General features: G+C 71.2%; 15 protein-coding genes and 1 pseudogene. 12 read left to right on the top strand and 4 right to left on the bottom strand.

Annotation, left to right across the window (positions count from 1 at the left end; genetic code table 11):
- Positions 1–147, bottom strand: a pseudogene (locus GRC12_RS45515) (N-acetylmuramoyl-L-alanine amidase); the annotation flags it as partial.
- Between the two features lie 83 nt (positions 148–230).
- Here GRC12_RS45515 and mnmA point away from each other — a divergent pair.
- Positions 231–1,355: a tRNA 2-thiouridine(34) synthase MnmA gene (mnmA, locus tag GRC12_RS12560; RefSeq protein WP_208779313.1), complete on the top strand. Its 1,125-nt coding sequence runs from the start codon at positions 231–233 to the stop codon at positions 1,353–1,355.
- Here mnmA and GRC12_RS12565 read toward each other — a convergent pair.
- Positions 1,352–2,137: an alpha/beta fold hydrolase gene (locus GRC12_RS12565; RefSeq protein WP_208779314.1), complete on the bottom strand. Its 786-nt coding sequence runs from the start codon at positions 2,135–2,137 to the stop codon at positions 1,352–1,354. The genes mnmA and GRC12_RS12565 overlap by 4 nt on opposite strands.
- A gap of 37 nt (positions 2,138–2,174) precedes the next feature.
- Positions 2,175–2,498: a DUF427 domain-containing protein gene (locus GRC12_RS12570; RefSeq protein ID WP_208779315.1), complete on the bottom strand. Its 324-nt coding sequence runs from the start codon at positions 2,496–2,498 to the stop codon at positions 2,175–2,177.
- Between the two features lie 51 nt (positions 2,499–2,549).
- Here GRC12_RS12570 and GRC12_RS12575 point away from each other — a divergent pair, with 51 nt between their 5' ends.
- From GRC12_RS12575 to GRC12_RS12595, 5 genes are all read left to right on the top strand, one after another.
- Complete coding sequence (locus GRC12_RS12575) at positions 2,550–3,113, top strand: TIGR00730 family Rossman fold protein (RefSeq protein WP_208779316.1); 564 nt, start codon at positions 2,550–2,552, stop codon at positions 3,111–3,113.
- An 18-nt stretch (positions 3,114–3,131) separates the two neighbouring features.
- Positions 3,132–3,830, top strand: a complete 699-nt coding sequence (locus tag GRC12_RS12580) for an SDR family oxidoreductase (RefSeq protein ID WP_208779317.1) — start codon at positions 3,132–3,134, stop codon at positions 3,828–3,830.
- A 38-nt stretch (positions 3,831–3,868) separates the two neighbouring features.
- The gene (locus GRC12_RS12585) at positions 3,869–4,825 is read left to right on the top strand and encodes a methionine synthase (protein WP_244372691.1); all 957 of its coding nucleotides are present in this window, start codon (positions 3,869–3,871) and stop codon (positions 4,823–4,825) included.
- 15 nt (positions 4,826–4,840) lie between these two features.
- Positions 4,841–7,033 carry an NAD-dependent DNA ligase LigA gene (gene ligA / locus GRC12_RS12590; RefSeq protein WP_208779319.1) on the top strand — a complete coding sequence of 731 codons (2,193 nt, stop codon included), beginning with the start codon at positions 4,841–4,843 and terminating at the stop codon, positions 7,031–7,033.
- A gap of 272 nt (positions 7,034–7,305) precedes the next feature.
- A complete protein-coding gene (locus GRC12_RS12595; protein WP_208779320.1) occupies positions 7,306–9,546 on the top strand; it encodes a putative bifunctional diguanylate cyclase/phosphodiesterase in 2,241 nt (746 codons plus the stop codon).
- Positions 9,547–9,591: 45 nt separating this feature from the next.
- Here the strand turns inward: GRC12_RS12595 and GRC12_RS12600 are convergent, their stop codons facing one another.
- Positions 9,592–10,173 carry a TetR/AcrR family transcriptional regulator gene (locus GRC12_RS12600; protein ID WP_208779321.1) on the bottom strand — a complete coding sequence of 194 codons (582 nt, stop codon included), beginning with the start codon at positions 10,171–10,173 and terminating at the stop codon, positions 9,592–9,594.
- Positions 10,174–10,269: 96 nt separating this feature from the next.
- Here GRC12_RS12600 and GRC12_RS12605 point away from each other — a divergent pair, with 96 nt between their 5' ends.
- The 6 genes from GRC12_RS12605 (at position 10,270) to gatB (ending at position 15,077) form a co-directional block, all read left to right on the top strand.
- On the top strand, positions 10,270–10,641 hold the full coding sequence (locus GRC12_RS12605; protein ID WP_208779322.1) for a DUF4267 domain-containing protein: 372 nt from the start codon (positions 10,270–10,272) through the stop codon (positions 10,639–10,641).
- Positions 10,642–10,721: 80 nt separating this feature from the next.
- A complete protein-coding gene (locus GRC12_RS12610) occupies positions 10,722–11,213 on the top strand; it encodes a cupin domain-containing protein (RefSeq protein WP_208779323.1) in 492 nt (163 codons plus the stop codon).
- Positions 11,214–11,503: 290 nt separating this feature from the next.
- Complete coding sequence (gene gatC / locus GRC12_RS12615; protein ID WP_007384860.1) at positions 11,504–11,800, top strand: Asp-tRNA(Asn)/Glu-tRNA(Gln) amidotransferase subunit GatC; 297 nt, start codon at positions 11,504–11,506, stop codon at positions 11,798–11,800.
- 2 nt (positions 11,801–11,802) lie between these two features.
- The gene (gatA, locus tag GRC12_RS12620) at positions 11,803–13,299 is read left to right on the top strand and encodes an Asp-tRNA(Asn)/Glu-tRNA(Gln) amidotransferase subunit GatA (RefSeq protein WP_208779324.1); all 1,497 of its coding nucleotides are present in this window, start codon (positions 11,803–11,805) and stop codon (positions 13,297–13,299) included.
- Entirely contained in the window at positions 13,296–13,547 is a 252-nt protein-coding gene (locus GRC12_RS12625; protein ID WP_308286538.1) for a hypothetical protein, read from the top strand. The genes gatA and GRC12_RS12625 overlap by 4 nt, the downstream gene beginning before the upstream one ends.
- 15 nt (positions 13,548–13,562) lie before the next feature.
- Positions 13,563–15,077, top strand: coding sequence for an Asp-tRNA(Asn)/Glu-tRNA(Gln) amidotransferase subunit GatB (gene gatB, locus GRC12_RS12630; protein WP_208779325.1), 1,515 nt, complete (start codon positions 13,563–13,565; stop codon positions 15,075–15,077).
- Positions 15,078–15,095: the final 18 nt, after the last annotated feature.

Here is a 15,095-nt window from a genome sequence, read left to right on the forward strand (position 1 = left end):
CTCCACCCCCGGCAGCCGCCACCACAGACGGGACAGCTCCTCGCGGGCCAGCGCGGCCGTGCCCACGGCGGCCACCGCCCCGCCGACGATCAGCGCACGGCGCCCCAGCCGCCGGTCGGCGTCGACGTCCCTCGTCCCGTCCCCCATGCGATCGCCCTTTCCGTCCCCCTGTGATCGTCAACGGATACTCGTGGGCTCCGGTTCCCGACGGCCCGTACTCTTGAAGGGTTATGACTGACACCCCGCAGCGCCCCCTCCGCGTCCTCGCCGCCATGTCCGGCGGGGTGGACTCCGCCGTCGCAGCCGCCCGCGCCGCCGAGGCCGGCCATGACGTGACCGGAGTCCATCTCGCGCTCTCCGCGAACCCGCAGTCCTTCCGCACGGGCGCGCGCGGATGTTGCACCATCGAGGACTCGCGCGACGCCCGCCGCGCCGCCGACGTCATCGGCATCCCGTTCTACGTCTGGGACCTCGCCGACCGCTTCCGCGAGGACGTCGTCGAGGACTTCGTCGCCGAGTACGAGGCCGGCCGCACCCCGAACCCGTGCCTGCGCTGCAACGAGAAGATCAAGTTCGCCGCCCTGCTCGACAAGGCGCTCGCCCTCGGCTTCGACGCCGTCTGCACCGGTCACTACGCCAAGGTGATCGTCAACCCGGACGGCTCCCGCGAGCTGCACCGCGCCTCCGACATGGCGAAGGACCAGTCGTACGTCCTCGGCGTGCTGGACGAGAGGCAGCTCGCACACGCCCTCTTCCCGCTCGGCGACACCGTGACGACCAAGGACGAGATCCGCGCCGAGGCCGAGCGCCGGGGACTCGCGGTCGCCAAGAAGCCCGACTCGCACGACATCTGCTTCATCGCCGACGGCGACACCCAGGGCTTCCTCGCCTCCCGTCTGGGCAGGGCGGAGGGCGACATCGTCGACGAGTCCGGCACCAAGGTCGGCACGCACGAGGGCGCCTACGGCTTCACCATCGGCCAGCGCAAGGGCCTGCGCATCGGCACCCCGGCACCGGACGGCAAGCCGCGCTACGTCCTCGACATCTCCCCGGTGAACAACACCGTGACGGTCGGCCCCGCCGCCTCCCTCGACGTCAGCGGCCTCACCGCGATCAAGCCCCGCTGGTGCGGCACGGCACCCTCCGGCCCCGGCACCTACACCGCCCAGCTGCGCGCCCACGGCGGCGAGACCGAGGTCCGCGCCGAACTCGTCGACGGCACCCTTGAGGTGACCTTCACCGAGCCGGTCCGCGGTGTCGCCCCCGGCCAGGCGATCGTCCTGTACGACGGCACGCGCGTGGTGGGCTCGGCGACGATCGCGACGACCACGCGCGCGTCCACGGCCGTCGCCTAACGGGCCGACGAGAAGAACTCCGCGAGCGCCGGCGCGAGCGCCTGCGGGTCCACCATGTGCGTCTGGCCCTCCAGCGTCCGGTACGTCCCGCGCGGCGCCGCCTCGGCCACCGCCCGGGCGGCCTCGCGCATCCAGGCGGGACTCGCGCCGCCTCCCAGGGACAGCACGGGCACCGTGATCGAGGCCAGCCGGTCCTGCGGCACCAGCCCGTCGCCCATCACGGCGTTGTCGTACGCCAGGCTCGGCGCGAGCGCCTCCATCCCGGGCCACATCGGGGACTGGCGGGCACCCTGGATCATCTCCTCGGCCAGTCCCGTCAGCCGCAGGAACAGCTCGACCGCGTCCCCGCGCCGGCCCTGCTCCAGCGCCTCGGTGAGGTGGTCGGTGTACTCGGCCCGCTCCTTCGCGCCGCCCTCGTAGACGGCGTACGGCACCTCGTACACGGCGACCTGACGCAGCGGCAGCCCGCTCGCCGCCGCCTCCAGGACCAGCGCGCCGCCCGACGAGTGGCCGTGCAGCGACGCCTCGCCGCCCACCGCCTCGATCAGCGCGGCCAGGTCCTCGACCTCGCGGGCGACCGCGTACGGCTGGGTGTCACCGCTTCCGCCCCGCCCCCGGCGGTCGTAGGAGACGACGGTGAAACGGTCCGCGAGGGGCACGGCGAACGGCGCCACCGTGGCCCCCGTCGACATCGCCCCGCTCACCAGGATCACCGCGGGGCCGTCACCGGTGCGTTGGTACGCGATGGGGGTCCCGTCGCGCGAAATGGTCTTCTTGTCCATGCCTCAGCAGACTGCCCGAAGGCGCGGAACTAATCGCTCACGACACCTCGACTTCGTAGAAGCAGAGGTGATCCTTGATCGGTGCCACGTCCGGCTTGGGGTCCGGGTACGCCCAGACGAGGTCCGCCGCGTCCGGCAGCGACCAGTAGGACGCCGTGCCCTTGAACGGGCAGTAGGTGTGCGTGTCGGAGGGCTGCAGCAGGTCGAGCCGTACGTCCTCCGGCGGGATGTAGTACCGGACCGGGCAGCCCGTCTCGCGCAGCACGAGGGCCTGGTCGCTCTCCGCCAGTACCTGGTCGCCGTGCACCACGCGCACGTGCTTCTCGCCCTGCTCAATGGTGATCTTGTGTCCTTCGGCCATGGAAGGAAGAGCGCTCGCGGGCCGCCGGTTCTTCCCGCGTACGGTGGGCCCATGCGAATCTGCGTCTTCCTCTCCGCCGCCGACCTCGACGACCGCTACACGCGTCCCGCGCGCGAGTTCGCGAAACTGCTGGGGGAGGGCGGGCACACCCTGGTGTGGGGCGGTTCCGACGTCGGCCTGATGAAGGTGGTCGCCGACGGTGTGCAGGAGGCGGGCGGACGGCTGTGCGGGGTCTCGGTGGACTTCCTGTCGGCCAAAGTGCGGCCGGGCGTCGAGGAGATGGTGATCGCCAAGGACCTCGCCGAGCGGAAGAGGCTCCTGCTGGAGAAGGCCGACGCCGTGGTGATCATGGTGGGTGGCACCGGCACGCTCGACGAGGCCACGGAGATCCTGGAGCTGAAGAAGCACGGCCACACCGACAAGCCGGTCGTGCTGCTCAACACCGCGGGCTTCTACGACGGCCTCAAGGAGCAGTTCCGGCGCATGGAGGACGAGGGCTTCCTGCCGCGTCCGCTGGCCGAGCTGGTGTACTTCGCCGAGGAACCGGTCGGTGCGCTGGCCTACCTCGAGGCTGTGACAGCAGCGGCCACCGCCGCGGGGCAGGGCATCGAGTAGGTGCCGGCGGGTGCGAGCATGGCGGACATGGCTACACATGTGATCACCGGAGCGGGTTCCGGCATCGGCGCGGCCGTCGCCCGCCGCCTCCACGCGCGCGGGGACGACCTCGTCCTGCACGCGCGCGACGCGGGCCGCGCGAAGGAGCTGGCGGCAGCGTTCCCCGGGGCGAAGACGCTGGTGGGCGACCTGGCCGACCCGGACAAGCTGTCCTGGGCCTTCTCCCACCAGTCGCTCCCGGACCGCGTGGACTGTCTGCTGCACATCGCCGGTGTGGTCGACCTCGGCCCGGTCGGCGAACTCACCCCCAAGTCCTGGCGCCACCAGCTCAACGTCAACCTGATCGCCCCCGCCGAGCTGACCCGCCACTTCCTGCCGCAGCTGCGGGCCGCCCGCGGTCACGTCCTGTTCGTCAACTCGGGCGCCGGGCTCAACGCGAGCCCCGACTGGTCCGCTTACGCCGCATCCAAGCACGGCCTGAAAGCCCTCGCCGACTCCCTGCGGGGCGAGGAACACGCCAACGGCGTCCGCGTGACCTCCGTCTATCCGGGCCGCACGGCCAGCCCCATGCAGGCCAAGGTCCACCAGCAGGAGGGCAAGGAGTACGACGCCTCGCGGTGGATCGACCCGGAGTCGGTCGCGACGACGATCCTGATGGCCCTCGACCTGCCCCGCGACGCCGAGGTCAACGACCTGACGGTGAGGCCGGGACGGTGACCGGGTTCCAGTTCGGCGCCGCCACCGGCGTCGGTTCGATGCCCGGCGGCGACGCACGGGAGGCCGCCAAGACCGTCACCGGCACCTTCGAGGACTTCCCCTTCCTGCCCGAGCTGCCCGCGCGCGGACCCGGCGCCGACATGATCGGCCGCACCGCCGGCATGCTGGTCGAGCTGTACGCGCGCGTGGAGCCCAGCGGCTGGCGGATCGGGGACCGGCCGGGCCGGGACACCAAGCGCGCCCGGTCCTGGCTCGGCGAGGACCTCGACGCACTGGAGGAGTTCACCCAGGGCTACGAGGGCCCGCTGAAGGTGCAGGCCGTCGGGCCCTGGACGCTCGCCGCCGCCCTGGAGCTGCGCAACGGGGAGTCCGCCCTGTCCGACGCCGGCGCCTGCCGCGACCTCGCCGGCTCCCTCGCCGAGGGACTGCGCCTGCACCTGGCGGAGGTCGGGCGCCGGGTGCCCGGCGCGCAGGTCGTCCTGCAGCTCGACGAGCCGTCCCTCACCGCCGTCCTGCGCGGCCAGGTCAGGACCGCCAGCGGCTACCGCACCCACCGGGCCGTGGACCGGCAGATCGCCGAGTCCGCACTCCGCGACGTCCTCGGGGTTCACAGCGACGGGCCCACCGTGGTCCACTCCTGCGCACCGGACGTCCCGTTCGCCCTGCTGCGCCGGGCGGGCGTGACGGCGGTCTCGTTCGACTTCGCCCTCCTCACCGAACGTGACGACGACACGATCGGTGAGGCGGTGGAAGGGGGTACCCGGCTCTTCGCCGGTGTCGTGCCGGGCACGGACGCGGCATTGTCAGACCCGGCAGGTAGCGTCATGGGTGTCAGGACGCTGTGGCGCAGGCTGGGGCTGCAACCGGGGCTTCTCGCGGAGGCGGTCACCATCACGCCGTCGTGCGGACTCGCGGGGGCCTCCCCGGAGTACGCGCGCCGGGCTCTCGCCCACTGCGTCCGGGCGGCGAGATCCCTCGCGGACAACCCAGAGTAACGGGAGGACAACACGGTGGCCGGCGACAAGCAAGCGGAGACGACGGTGCCCGCCGAGGCGCGGGAGAAGCACGCGAAGCTCGCTGAGCAGATCGAGGAGCACCGCTTCCGGTACTACGTGAAGGACGCTCCGGTCATCAGCGACGCGGAGTTCGACAAGCTCCTGAAGACTCTGGAGGCGCTGGAGGAGGAGCACCCGGAGCTGCGGACACCGGACTCGCCGACGCAGAAGGTCGCCGGCTCGTACGAGACGGAGTTCACGGCGGTCGAGCACCGCTCACGGATGCTGTCGCTGGACAACACCTTCAACGACGACGAACTCGCCGCCTGGGCCGACCGCATCCACCGGGAACTGGGCGAGCAGGACTACCACTTCCTGTGCGAGCTCAAGGTCGACGGCCTCGCGGTCAACCTGACGTACGAGCGCGGCCGCCTGGTGCGCGCGGCGACCCGCGGCGACGGCCGCACCGGCGAGGACATCACGCCCAACGTCCGCACGATCACGGAGATCCCGGACCGGCTGAAGGGCGACAAGGTCCCCGACGTCGTGGAGATCCGCGGCGAGGTCTACTTCCCGATGGAGAAGTTCGAGGAGCTCAACGCCCGCCTGGTCGAGGCCGGCGACAAGCCCTTCGCCAACCCGCGCAACGCGGCGGCCGGTTCGCTGCGCCAGAAGGACCCGCGAGTCACCGCCACCCGCCCCCTCCACATGGTCGTCCACGGCATCGGCGTCCTGGAGGGCTTCCAGGGCCTCACCCGCCTCTCCCAGGCCTACGATCTCCTCAAGGCCTGGGGCCTGCCCACCTCCCCGCACAACCGGGTGGTCGACGACCTCGACGGGGTACGGGAGTTCATCTCTTACTACGGCGAGAACCGCCATTCCGTGGAGCACGAGATCGACGGCGTCGTCGTCAAGCTCGACGAGATCCCGCTGCAGGGCCGGCTCGGTTCGACCTCCCGCGCGCCGCGCTGGGCGATCGCGTACAAGTACGCGCCGGAGGAGGTCAACACCAAGCTCATCAACATCCGCGTGGGTGTGGGCCGTACCGGCCGGGTCACGCCGTACGCGCAGGTCGAGCCGGTGACGGTGGCCGGTTCCGAGGTCGAGTTCGCGACCCTGCACAACCAGGACGTCGTCAAGGCCAAGGGCGTCCTCATCGGCGACACCGTGGTCCTGCGCAAGGCCGGCGACGTCATCCCGGAGATCCTCGGCCCGGTCGTCGACCTGCGCGACGGTAGCGAGCGGGAGTTCGTGATGCCGTCCGAGTGCCCCGAGTGCGGCACGGCCCTGAGGCCCATGAAGGAGGGCGACGTCGACCTGCGCTGCCCCAACGCCCGCACCTGCCCGGCCCAGTTGCGCGAGCGCCTGTTCTACCTCGCTGGCCGCAAGGCACTGGACATCGAGCACTTCGGGTACGTCGCGGCCGCTGCCCTCACCAAGCCGCTGGAGCCCGAGGAGCCGCCGCTGAAGGACGAGGGCGACCTGTTCGACCTCACCATCGAGCAGTTGCTGCCCATCAAGGCGTACGTCCTGGACCAGGACAGCGGCCTGCCCAAGCGGGACCCCAAGACGGGCGAGGAGAAGGTCGTCACGGTCTTCGCCAACCAGCAGGGCGAGCCGAAGAAGAACGCGGTCTCCATGCTGGAGAACATCGCCGCCGCCAAGCAGCGCCCGCTCGCCCGGGTGCTGACCGGCCTGTCGATCCGTCACGTCGGCCCGGTCGCCGCCGAGGCGCTGGCCCGTGAGTTCCGCTCGATCGAGCGCATCGAGCAGGCCACCGAGGAGGAGCTGGCGAACACCGACGGCGTCGGCGGGATCATCGCCGCCTCCCTCAAGGAGTGGTTCGCCGAGGAGTGGCACCAGGAGATCCTGCGCAAGTGGCGGGCCGCGGGCGTCCGTATGGAGGAGGAGAGCAGCGGTGAGGACGAGGGTCCGCGCCCGCTCGAGGGCATGACCGTGGTGGTCACCGGCACCCTCGAGCGCTTCACCCGCGACGGGGCGAAGGAGGCGCTGCAGAGCCGGGGAGCCAAGGTGACCGGTTCCGTCTCCAAGAAGACGTCCTTCGTCGTCGTGGGTGACAATCCTGGTTCCAAGTACGACAAGGCGATGCAGCTGAAGGTGCCCGTCCTGAACGAGGAGGGGTTCGACGTCCTTCTGGAACAGGGACCGGACGCCGCCGCCGAAGTTGCGCTTCCCACAGAGGAGTAGCGGTTGAAGGCCACCCGATCGGCGCATACCAGATGCATACGGGTGGCCGGGGCGCATTCGGGCAACCGTCCACGACCGCTGCCCGCGGAAGCCTTCTGCGGCCTACTGTTGAGATGTGCGCCTGCCGTGCCCAGCTGCGGTTGGGGCATCCCCGTTGTTCCTGAAGGGCTCTTCGGGAGCGGAGGGGAAGGGTTTTCCAACGCGGCGCCGTGGATGGATGTCGGACATCGGGCCGCCTGGCGTGGGCACCGCCGGCTGTGAGAGGGACGGGAATGGAACCGACCGAGAGCGCCGCCCCTGACTCACGGCTGCGCGGGCGCCGGGGCACCGGCGCCTGGCGGCCGAGTCGTTGGGCCGGGCGGCCCCCCGGGCATCCGGGCGGGGAGGGGCGCGTCACCGGACAGTACACCGCCACACAGGTGCGTGGTGTGCCCCAGCTCACCACCGGGCACCAGCCCGCGCTCCCGGACGAGGACCAGGAACGGCACCCGTCCTGGCCCACGCTGCCCGTGGGCGTCGTCGCGGCGGCCGCCCTCGTGCTCGGAGCCGGGTTCTTCCGGGCGTTCACCGGCACCCACGCCCTCTTCCCGTCCGGCACCGTCGGCTGGTCCCTGGCCGTGCTGACCGGCATCATCGTCGGCCACCTGGTGATGCTCGGCCGCTCCCGCTGGTGGGGCGGGACGGGTTCCGGCGCCGCCCTCACCCTCGCCGTCCTGCTGCTGTACGGCTGGGTACCGGCCGGCATGGTCAGCCTCACCGTCGTCGTGCTGGTCGGCATAGCCCGGCGCAACCGCTGGCGGCAGGGCGTGCTGCACGGCGCGGTGGACATCCTCGGCATTGGCGCGGGTGCCCTGGTGCTCGCCGCCTTCGGCCGTTTCCCGTCCGTCGAGAGGCCGTGGAACCCGGCGAGCTGGACGGTCTGCACCGCCCCCGAGGTGGTGCTGGTCGCCGCCGCCTATCTTCTGGTCACCCGGACCCTGCTCTGGTACCTGCACGCCCCGCGGAACCGCGGACTGCCGACCGTCGCCCGTACCGCCCTGGTCAGACAGGGCCTGGTCGCGGTCGCGCTGCTCGGTATCGCCCCGCTGGTGTGCGTGGTGGCCGTCGCCCGGCCGGTGCTGCTGCCGCTGTTCGCCATCCCGCTGATCGCCCTCGACTCCACCCTGTGGATAGCCCGGGCCCGGGCCGAGGAACAGCTGCGCGACCCGCTGACCGGACTGCCCAACCGGCAGTGGCTGCTGGAGCGCATCTGGACCGCGCTGGACGACGCCGAGCGGATCGGCGCACGGTCCGCGCTGATGCTGATCGACCTGGACCGCTTCCGGTCCGTCAACGACACACTCGGGCATCTCGCCGGGGACCGGCTGCTGCTGCAGATAGCCGACCGGCTGCGGCTCGCCCTGCCGCGCGGGGCGGAGGCCGCGCGGCTGGGCGGCGACGAGTTCGCCGTTTTACTGCCGGTCGCCGACTCGACCACGTCCGCGACCCGGGTGGCGCGGGGGCTGGTGTCCGCGCTGAGCTCCCCGCTCGACCTCGACGGGCTCACCCTCGTCCTGGAGGCCAGTGCGGGCGTCGCCGTCTTCCCCGACCACGCGCTGGACGCCGAGGGGCTGTTGCGCCGGGCCGACGTGGCGATGTACCAGGCGAAGCGGGACCGGACGGGCGTCGAGGTCTACGAGTCGAAACGGGACTCCAACACACCGGACCGGCTCGGGCTGCTCGGTGATCTGCGCCGGGCACTGGACGCGCACGAGGTGCAGCTGCACTACCAGCCCAAGGTCCGCTTCGACGGGCAGGTGGCCGGGCTCGAGGCGCTGGTGCGCTGGGTGCATCCCGAGCGCGGGAAGGTGCCGCCGGACGAGTTCATAGCGATCGCCGAGTCGTCGGGGCTGATGCCCCACCTCACCGAGTACGTGCTGGAGACGGCGCTCGGACAGGTGGCGGCATGGCGGGCGCAGGGCCTGCACGTGCCGGTCGCCGTGAACGTGTCCCCGCGGGACGTCCACACACCCGGGTTCGCCGGCTCGGTGGCGGCACGTCTGGCCCGGCACGGAGTTCCCGCGGGAGCGCTCCAACTGGAGATAACGGAACACGTCCTCCTGGAGGACCCGCAGCGCGCCGCCGACACCCTCGCCGCACTCACCGGGCACGGCGTGAAGATGTCGCTGGACGACTTCGGCACCGGCTATTCGTCGCTGGTGCATCTGCGGCGGCTGCCGGTCAGCGAGCTGAAGATCGACCGCTCCTTCGTGGCCCGGCTGGCCGTCGACCCCGAGGACGCCGAGATCGTCCGCTGCACCGTCGACCTCGCCCATTCGCTGGGCCTGCTGGTCGTCGCCGAGGGCGTCGAGGACGACGAGACCTGGGAACGGCTGCGCGACCTCGGCTGTGACGCCGTACAGGGCTGGCTGGTCGCGGCCGCGATGCCGCCGGAGGAGACGACGGCGTGGCTGCGGGCCCGGGGCTCCCGGGGCTGGCAGCGGCCCCGGGCCGCTCTCCCGGCCGCCGAGTAGTCCTCCCGGCCGCCCGGCCGCAATCCGAGACGGTTCGGAGCTTCCTCAGAGCGCCGCCGTGAAGTGTCCGACCAGCAGGGCCAGCCGCTGCTCATGGGCCGCCTCCGGCAGCCGTCCGCTGCGCATCAGCGTGACCAGCCCGTGCAGTCCGGCCCAGTACGTCTCCGCCAGCAGGCCCGTGTCCTCGCCCTCGGCCGCGATCGGCTCGACCACCGCGGCCAGTTCCCGGAACGCCTCCCACAGCGGTTCCGGAGCCTCGGGTGTGGCGAACGGCAGGTCCACGGCGAGGGTGAACATCGCGTCGTAGAGAGCCGGGCGCCGCCGACCGAACGACGTGTACGCCTCGGCCACCGCCGCAAGCGCGTCCCGTGGGTCCTTCGCCGCCGTACGCGCCGCGCGCAGCTCCACCGCCAGGTCCGCGCAGCCCTGCACCGCGACCGCCGCCATGATCGCGTCCTTGCCCTTGAAGTGGCTGTAGAGGACCGGCTGGCTGTACTCGATCTCAGCGGCCAGCCGGCGCGTCGTCACCGCGTCCCAGCCCTCCGTCTCGGCCAGTTCCCGGGCGGCCGTGACGATCAGCCGCTCGCGTTCCGCTCGTTCGCGCTCCCGGCGCGTCTGAATCGACATGCCAGGAATTCTAGCAGCGCTAGCCAATCTGTCGATGCTCTGCTAGCTTCGCTCTTGTCGCTAGCGTTGCTAGCAAAACGACGAAGGAGAGCGAACATGACCGTCACCGCCTACACCCTGGCCGTCCTGCTCAACGTGTTCTGCCTGTTCCTCGGCTACCGGTTCCTGTTCCAGCCGGGCCCGGCCGCCGCCGGCTACGGCGTCCCGGCCGACCCCGCGGGCGACGCCGGGGCCTACCTCTCGATCAAGGGGCTGCGGGACGGCACGCTCGGCGTGGTCGGCCTCGCCGTGCTGGCCGGCGCCGGCGCGCACGCGGAGGCCTGGCTCATGCTGAGCGTGGCCCTCATCCCGTTCGGCGACTGCCTGATAGTCCTGCGCAACGGCGGCGCCAAGGCCGTGGCGTACGGGGTTCACTTCGCCACGGCGATCATTGTCCTGATCAGTGCCGGACTGCTCTTCGCGGTCTGACGGCACCCGCAGACGAGACCATTCGCAGACGACACCATCCGCAGACCAGACCATTCGCAGACAAGACAGGGGGAACCGAGATGTCGCTGTTCGTACCGAAGTTCGACGAGACCGTTCTGGTCCGTGACGCCGAGGCCGAGGTGCTCGGGGGCGACCCCGTGGCCGTACGGCTGCTGGCCGACAGCAGTGCCAGCGGCGGCGCGCTGTCCACCGTGCGCGTCACCCTCGCCGAGGGCGCCGACGGCGCCCGCCCGCACACGCACCACAACTCCGCCGAGATGTTCTACCTGCTCGACGGCACCGCCGAGGTCCTCTCCGGCGACGACGTCGTCACCGCCGAGCGCGGCGACCTGATCATCGTCCCGCCGGACCGCCCGCACGCCTTCGCCGCCGCCCCGGGCGCCCCGGCGGACCTGCTCATCGTCATCACCCCGGGCGTCGAACGGTTCGAGTACTTCCGCCACCTGCAGCGCATCCGCCTGGGCGAGCTCACCCCGGAAAGCCTGCTGGAGGTCCAGGATCTGTACGACAACCACTTCCTGCACAGCCCGGCCTGGGACGCCCGCCACTGAGCGGGAAACCGTTTAACGGCGAGTGGCCCCCGCCCCCTAGGATTGGGGCTTGTCGGCACATTCCCGTCTGCCGCGCGACGCCTGGCACGCACTCCCCCACTGCCCAAAAGGCGTGGGGGCACCCCCAGCAGCGTTGCCGAATCGTCCACGTGGCTCCGCCACGAGGACGCTCCGGCGCCTTGCGATCGCACGCACCAGACGCCGCGCGGCCCGCCCTCCGGGCGGACGACGGGAATGCGCCGACAAGCCCCAGCCCCAAACCACACACACTCACCCCAGAGGAACGCTGCATGCCTGGCATCACGCGCGAGGAGGTCGCCCACCTCGCCCGGCTGGCGCGTCTGGAGCTGAAGCCCGAAGAGCTCGAACACTTCGCGGGACAGCTGGACGACATCATCGGCGCGGTGGCCCGCGTCAGCGAGGTCGCCGACCAAGACGTACCGCCGACCTCGCACCCGCTCCCGCTGACGAACGTCATGCGGGCGGACGAGGTCCGTCCGTCGCTCACCCCCGAGCAGGCGCTCTCCGGCGCCCCGGCCCAGGAGCAGCAGCGTTTCAAGGTGCCGCAGATCCTGGGGGAGGACTGACCATGACGGACCACATCATCAAGCTGACCGCTGCCGAGACCGCCGCGAAGATCGCCTCAGGCGAGCTCACGGCCGTCGAGGTCGCCGAGGCCCACCTCGCCCGGATCGAGGCCGTCGACGAGAAGGTGCACGCCTTCCTGTACGTCGACCGCGAGGGCGCCCTCGCCCAGGCCCGGGCCGTGGACGACAAGCGCGAGCGGGGCGAGAAGCTCGGTCCGCTCGCGGGCGTCCCGCTGGCGCTGAAGGACATCTTCACCACCGAGGGCATCCCGACGACCGTCGGCTCGAAGATCCTCGAAGGCTGGATCCCGCCGTACGACGCCACCCTCACCAAGCGTCTCAAGGCGGCGGACGTCGTCATCCTCGGCAAGACCAACATGGACGAGTTCGCCATGGGGTCCTCCACCGAGAACAGCGCGTACGGGCCGACCGGCAACCCCTGGGACCTCACCAGGATCCCCGGCGGCTCCGGCGGCGGCTCCTCCGCGGCCCTCGCCTCCTTCCAGGCGCCGCTCGCCATCGGCACCGACACCGGCGGCTCCATCCGCCAGCCGGCCGCCGTCACCGGCACGGTCGGCGTGAAGCCGACGTACGGAGCGGTGTCCCGCTACGGCATGGTGGCGTTCTCCAGCTCCCTCGACCAGGGCGGCCCCTGCGCCCGTACGGTCCTGGACGCGGCCCTGCTGCACGAGGTCATCGCCGGGCACGACCCGCTGGACTCCACCTCGATCGACGCCCCGGTCCCGCCGGTCGTCGAGGCCGCCCGCAACGGCAGCGTCGAGGGCATGCGCGTCGGTGTCGTCAAGCAGTTCCGCGGCGAGGGCTACCAGGCCGGCGTCATCCAGCGGTTCGACGAGTCGGTCGCGTTGTTGAAGGAGCTGGGCGCCGAGATCGTCGAGCTGGACTGCCCGTCCTTCGACCTCGCGCTGTCGGCGTACTACCTGATCGCGCCGAGCGAGTGTTCCTCGAACCTCGCCCGCTTCGACGGCCTGCGTTACGGCCTGCGGACCGGCGACGACGGCAGCCACTCGGCCGAGGAGGTCACGTCGATCACCCGTGAGGCGGGCTTCGGCCCCGAGGTCAAGCGCCGCATCATGCTCGGCACCTACGCCCTGTCGAGCGGCTACTACGACGCCTACTACGGCTCCGCCCAGAAGGTCCGCACGCTCATCACGCGCGACTTCGAGAAGGCCTTCGAGCAGGTCGACGTGATCGTCTCGCCGACCACGCCGACCACCGCCTTCCCGATCGGCGAGCGCGCCGACGACCCGATGGCGATGTACCTGGCCGACCTGTGCACCATCCCGACCAACCTGGCGGGCAACGCGGCCATGTCGCTGCCCTGCGGGCTCGCCCCGGAGGACAACCTCCCGGTCGGTCTGCAGATCATCGCCCCGGCGCTGAAGGACGACCGTCTCTACAAGGTCGGCGCCGCGGTCGAGGCCGCCTTCGTGGAAAAGTGGGGGCACCCGCTGCTCGAGGAGGCTCCGTCGCTGTGACCAAGACAGGCAAGACGCTGACCAAGGCGCAGGACTTCAAGAAGTCCAAGTCCGGTCTGTACGTGTCCATCGCCACCACCGCCTTCGGCGCGCTCGGTGTCGCCAAGCGGATCAGGAAGGCGCGGTCCGAGCAGGACACGCTGCGGCTGATCGACGCGACCGTGGCCGCCGTCGGCATCGTCACCGGCCTCGCCGTCCTGTACCGCGAGCTGAAGCGGCTGGGCGACGACGACGTCCTGCTGGGCTGAGAGGGAAGTTTCACCGTGACCACCACGACCGACCTGGTGTCGTACGAGGACGCGCTGGCGTCGTACGACCCCGTCATGGGCCTCGAGGTCCATGTCGAACTCGGCACCAAGACCAAGATGTTCTGCGGCTGTTCGACCGAGCTGGGCGCCGAGCCCAACTCGCAGACCTGCCCGACCTGCCTCGGCCTGCCCGGCTCCCTGCCGGTCGTCAACGCGACCGGCGTCGAGTCCGCGATCAAGATCGGTCTCGCGCTGAACTGCGAGATCGCCGAGTGGTGCCGCTTCGCCCGGAAGAACTACTTCTATCCGGACATGCCGAAGAACTTCCAGACCTCCCAGTACGACGAGCCGATCGCCTTCAACGGCTACCTCGACGTCCAGCTGGAGGACGGCGAGACCTTCCGCGTGGAGATCGAGCGCGCCCACATGGAGGAGGACACCGGCAAGTCCACCCACGTGGGCGGTGCGACGGGCCGCATCCACGGCGCCTCGCACTCGCTGCTGGACTACAACCGGGCCGGCATCCCGCTGATCGAGATCGTCACCAAGCCGATCGTCGGAGCGGGCGACCGCGCCCCGGAGGTGGCGAAGGCGTACGTCCGTGAGCTGCGCGAGGTCATCAAGGCGCTCGGTGTGTCGGAGGCCCGCATGGAGATGGGCCAGATGCGCTGCGACGTGAACCTCTCGCTGATGCCCAAGGGCAGCGACAAGTTCGGCACCCGCTCCGAGACGAAGAACGTCAACTCGCTGCGGTCCGTGGAGCGCGCGGCCCGCTTCGAGATCCAGCGGCACGCGGCCGTGCTGTCCTCCGGCGGCACGATCGTGCAGGAGACCCGGCACTTCCACGAGGACACGGGGTCCACGACCTCGGGCCGTGTGAAGGAGGAGGCCGAGGACTACCGGTACTTCCCGGAGCCGGACCTGGTGCCGGTCGCCCCGTCCCGTGAGTGGGTCGAGGAGATCCGGGCGGGGCTGCCTGAGCTGCCGCTGGCCCGCCGCAACCGGCTGCTCGCCGAGTGGGGCATCTCCGCCACCGACATGCAGGCCATCCTCAACGCCGGTGCGCTGGACCCGATCGTCGCCACGATCGACGCCGGGGCCGACGCGGCCTCCGCCCGCAAGTGGTGGATGGGCGAACTGGCGCGCAGCGCCAACGAGTCGGGGGTCTCCCTCGACGAACTCGCCATCACCCCGGCGCAGGTTGCCCGGGTCACCGAGCTGGTCGCGAAGGGTGATCTGAACGACAAGCTGGCCCGCCAGGTCATCGAGGGCGTCCTCGCGGGCGAGGGCACCCCGGACGAGGTCGTCGACAAGCGCGGCCTGAAGGTCGTCTCCGACGAGGGCGCCCTGACCGCCGCCGTCGACGAGGCCATCGCCGGCAACCCGGGCGTCGCCGACAAGATCCGCGGCGGCAAGGTGGCCGCGGCCGGCGCCCTGGTGGGCGCCGTCATGAAGGCGACCCGCGGCCAGGCGGACGCGGCCCGCGTCAAGGAGCTGATCCTCGAGAAGCTGGGCGTCAGCGAGGGCTGAGGTTCGTGCGGTACGGCC

Origin of the sequence: Streptomyces griseorubiginosus (genome assembly GCF_017614965.1) — a bacterium.
GTDB lineage: Bacteria > Actinomycetota > Actinomycetes > Streptomycetales > Streptomycetaceae > Streptomyces > Streptomyces griseorubiginosus_B.

What these genes read in the sequence shown, in the direction of transcription:
- mnmA (WP_208779313.1), top strand. Translation starts at nt 231, where the DNA reads ATGACTGACACCCCGCAGCGCCCCCTCCGCGTCCTCGCCGCCATGTCC.
- GRC12_RS12565 (WP_208779314.1), bottom strand. Translation starts at nt 2,137, where the DNA reads ATGGACAAGAAGACCATTTCGCGCGACGGGACCCCCATCGCGTACCAA.
- GRC12_RS12570 (WP_208779315.1), bottom strand. Translation starts at nt 2,498, where the DNA reads ATGGCCGAAGGACACAAGATCACCATTGAGCAGGGCGAGAAGCACGTG.
- GRC12_RS12575 (WP_208779316.1), top strand. Translation starts at nt 2,550, where the DNA reads ATGCGAATCTGCGTCTTCCTCTCCGCCGCCGACCTCGACGACCGCTAC.
- GRC12_RS12580 (WP_208779317.1), top strand. Translation starts at nt 3,132, where the DNA reads ATGGCGGACATGGCTACACATGTGATCACCGGAGCGGGTTCCGGCATC.
- GRC12_RS12585 (WP_244372691.1), top strand. Translation starts at nt 3,869, where the DNA reads ATGCCCGGCGGCGACGCACGGGAGGCCGCCAAGACCGTCACCGGCACC.
- GRC12_RS12595 (WP_208779320.1), top strand. Translation starts at nt 7,306, where the DNA reads ATGGAACCGACCGAGAGCGCCGCCCCTGACTCACGGCTGCGCGGGCGC.
- GRC12_RS12600 (WP_208779321.1), bottom strand. Translation starts at nt 10,173, where the DNA reads ATGTCGATTCAGACGCGCCGGGAGCGCGAACGAGCGGAACGCGAGCGG.
- GRC12_RS12605 (WP_208779322.1), top strand. Translation starts at nt 10,270, where the DNA reads ATGACCGTCACCGCCTACACCCTGGCCGTCCTGCTCAACGTGTTCTGC.
- GRC12_RS12610 (WP_208779323.1), top strand. Translation starts at nt 10,722, where the DNA reads ATGTCGCTGTTCGTACCGAAGTTCGACGAGACCGTTCTGGTCCGTGAC.
- gatC (WP_007384860.1), top strand. Translation starts at nt 11,504, where the DNA reads ATGCCTGGCATCACGCGCGAGGAGGTCGCCCACCTCGCCCGGCTGGCG.
- gatA (WP_208779324.1), top strand. Translation starts at nt 11,803, where the DNA reads ATGACGGACCACATCATCAAGCTGACCGCTGCCGAGACCGCCGCGAAG.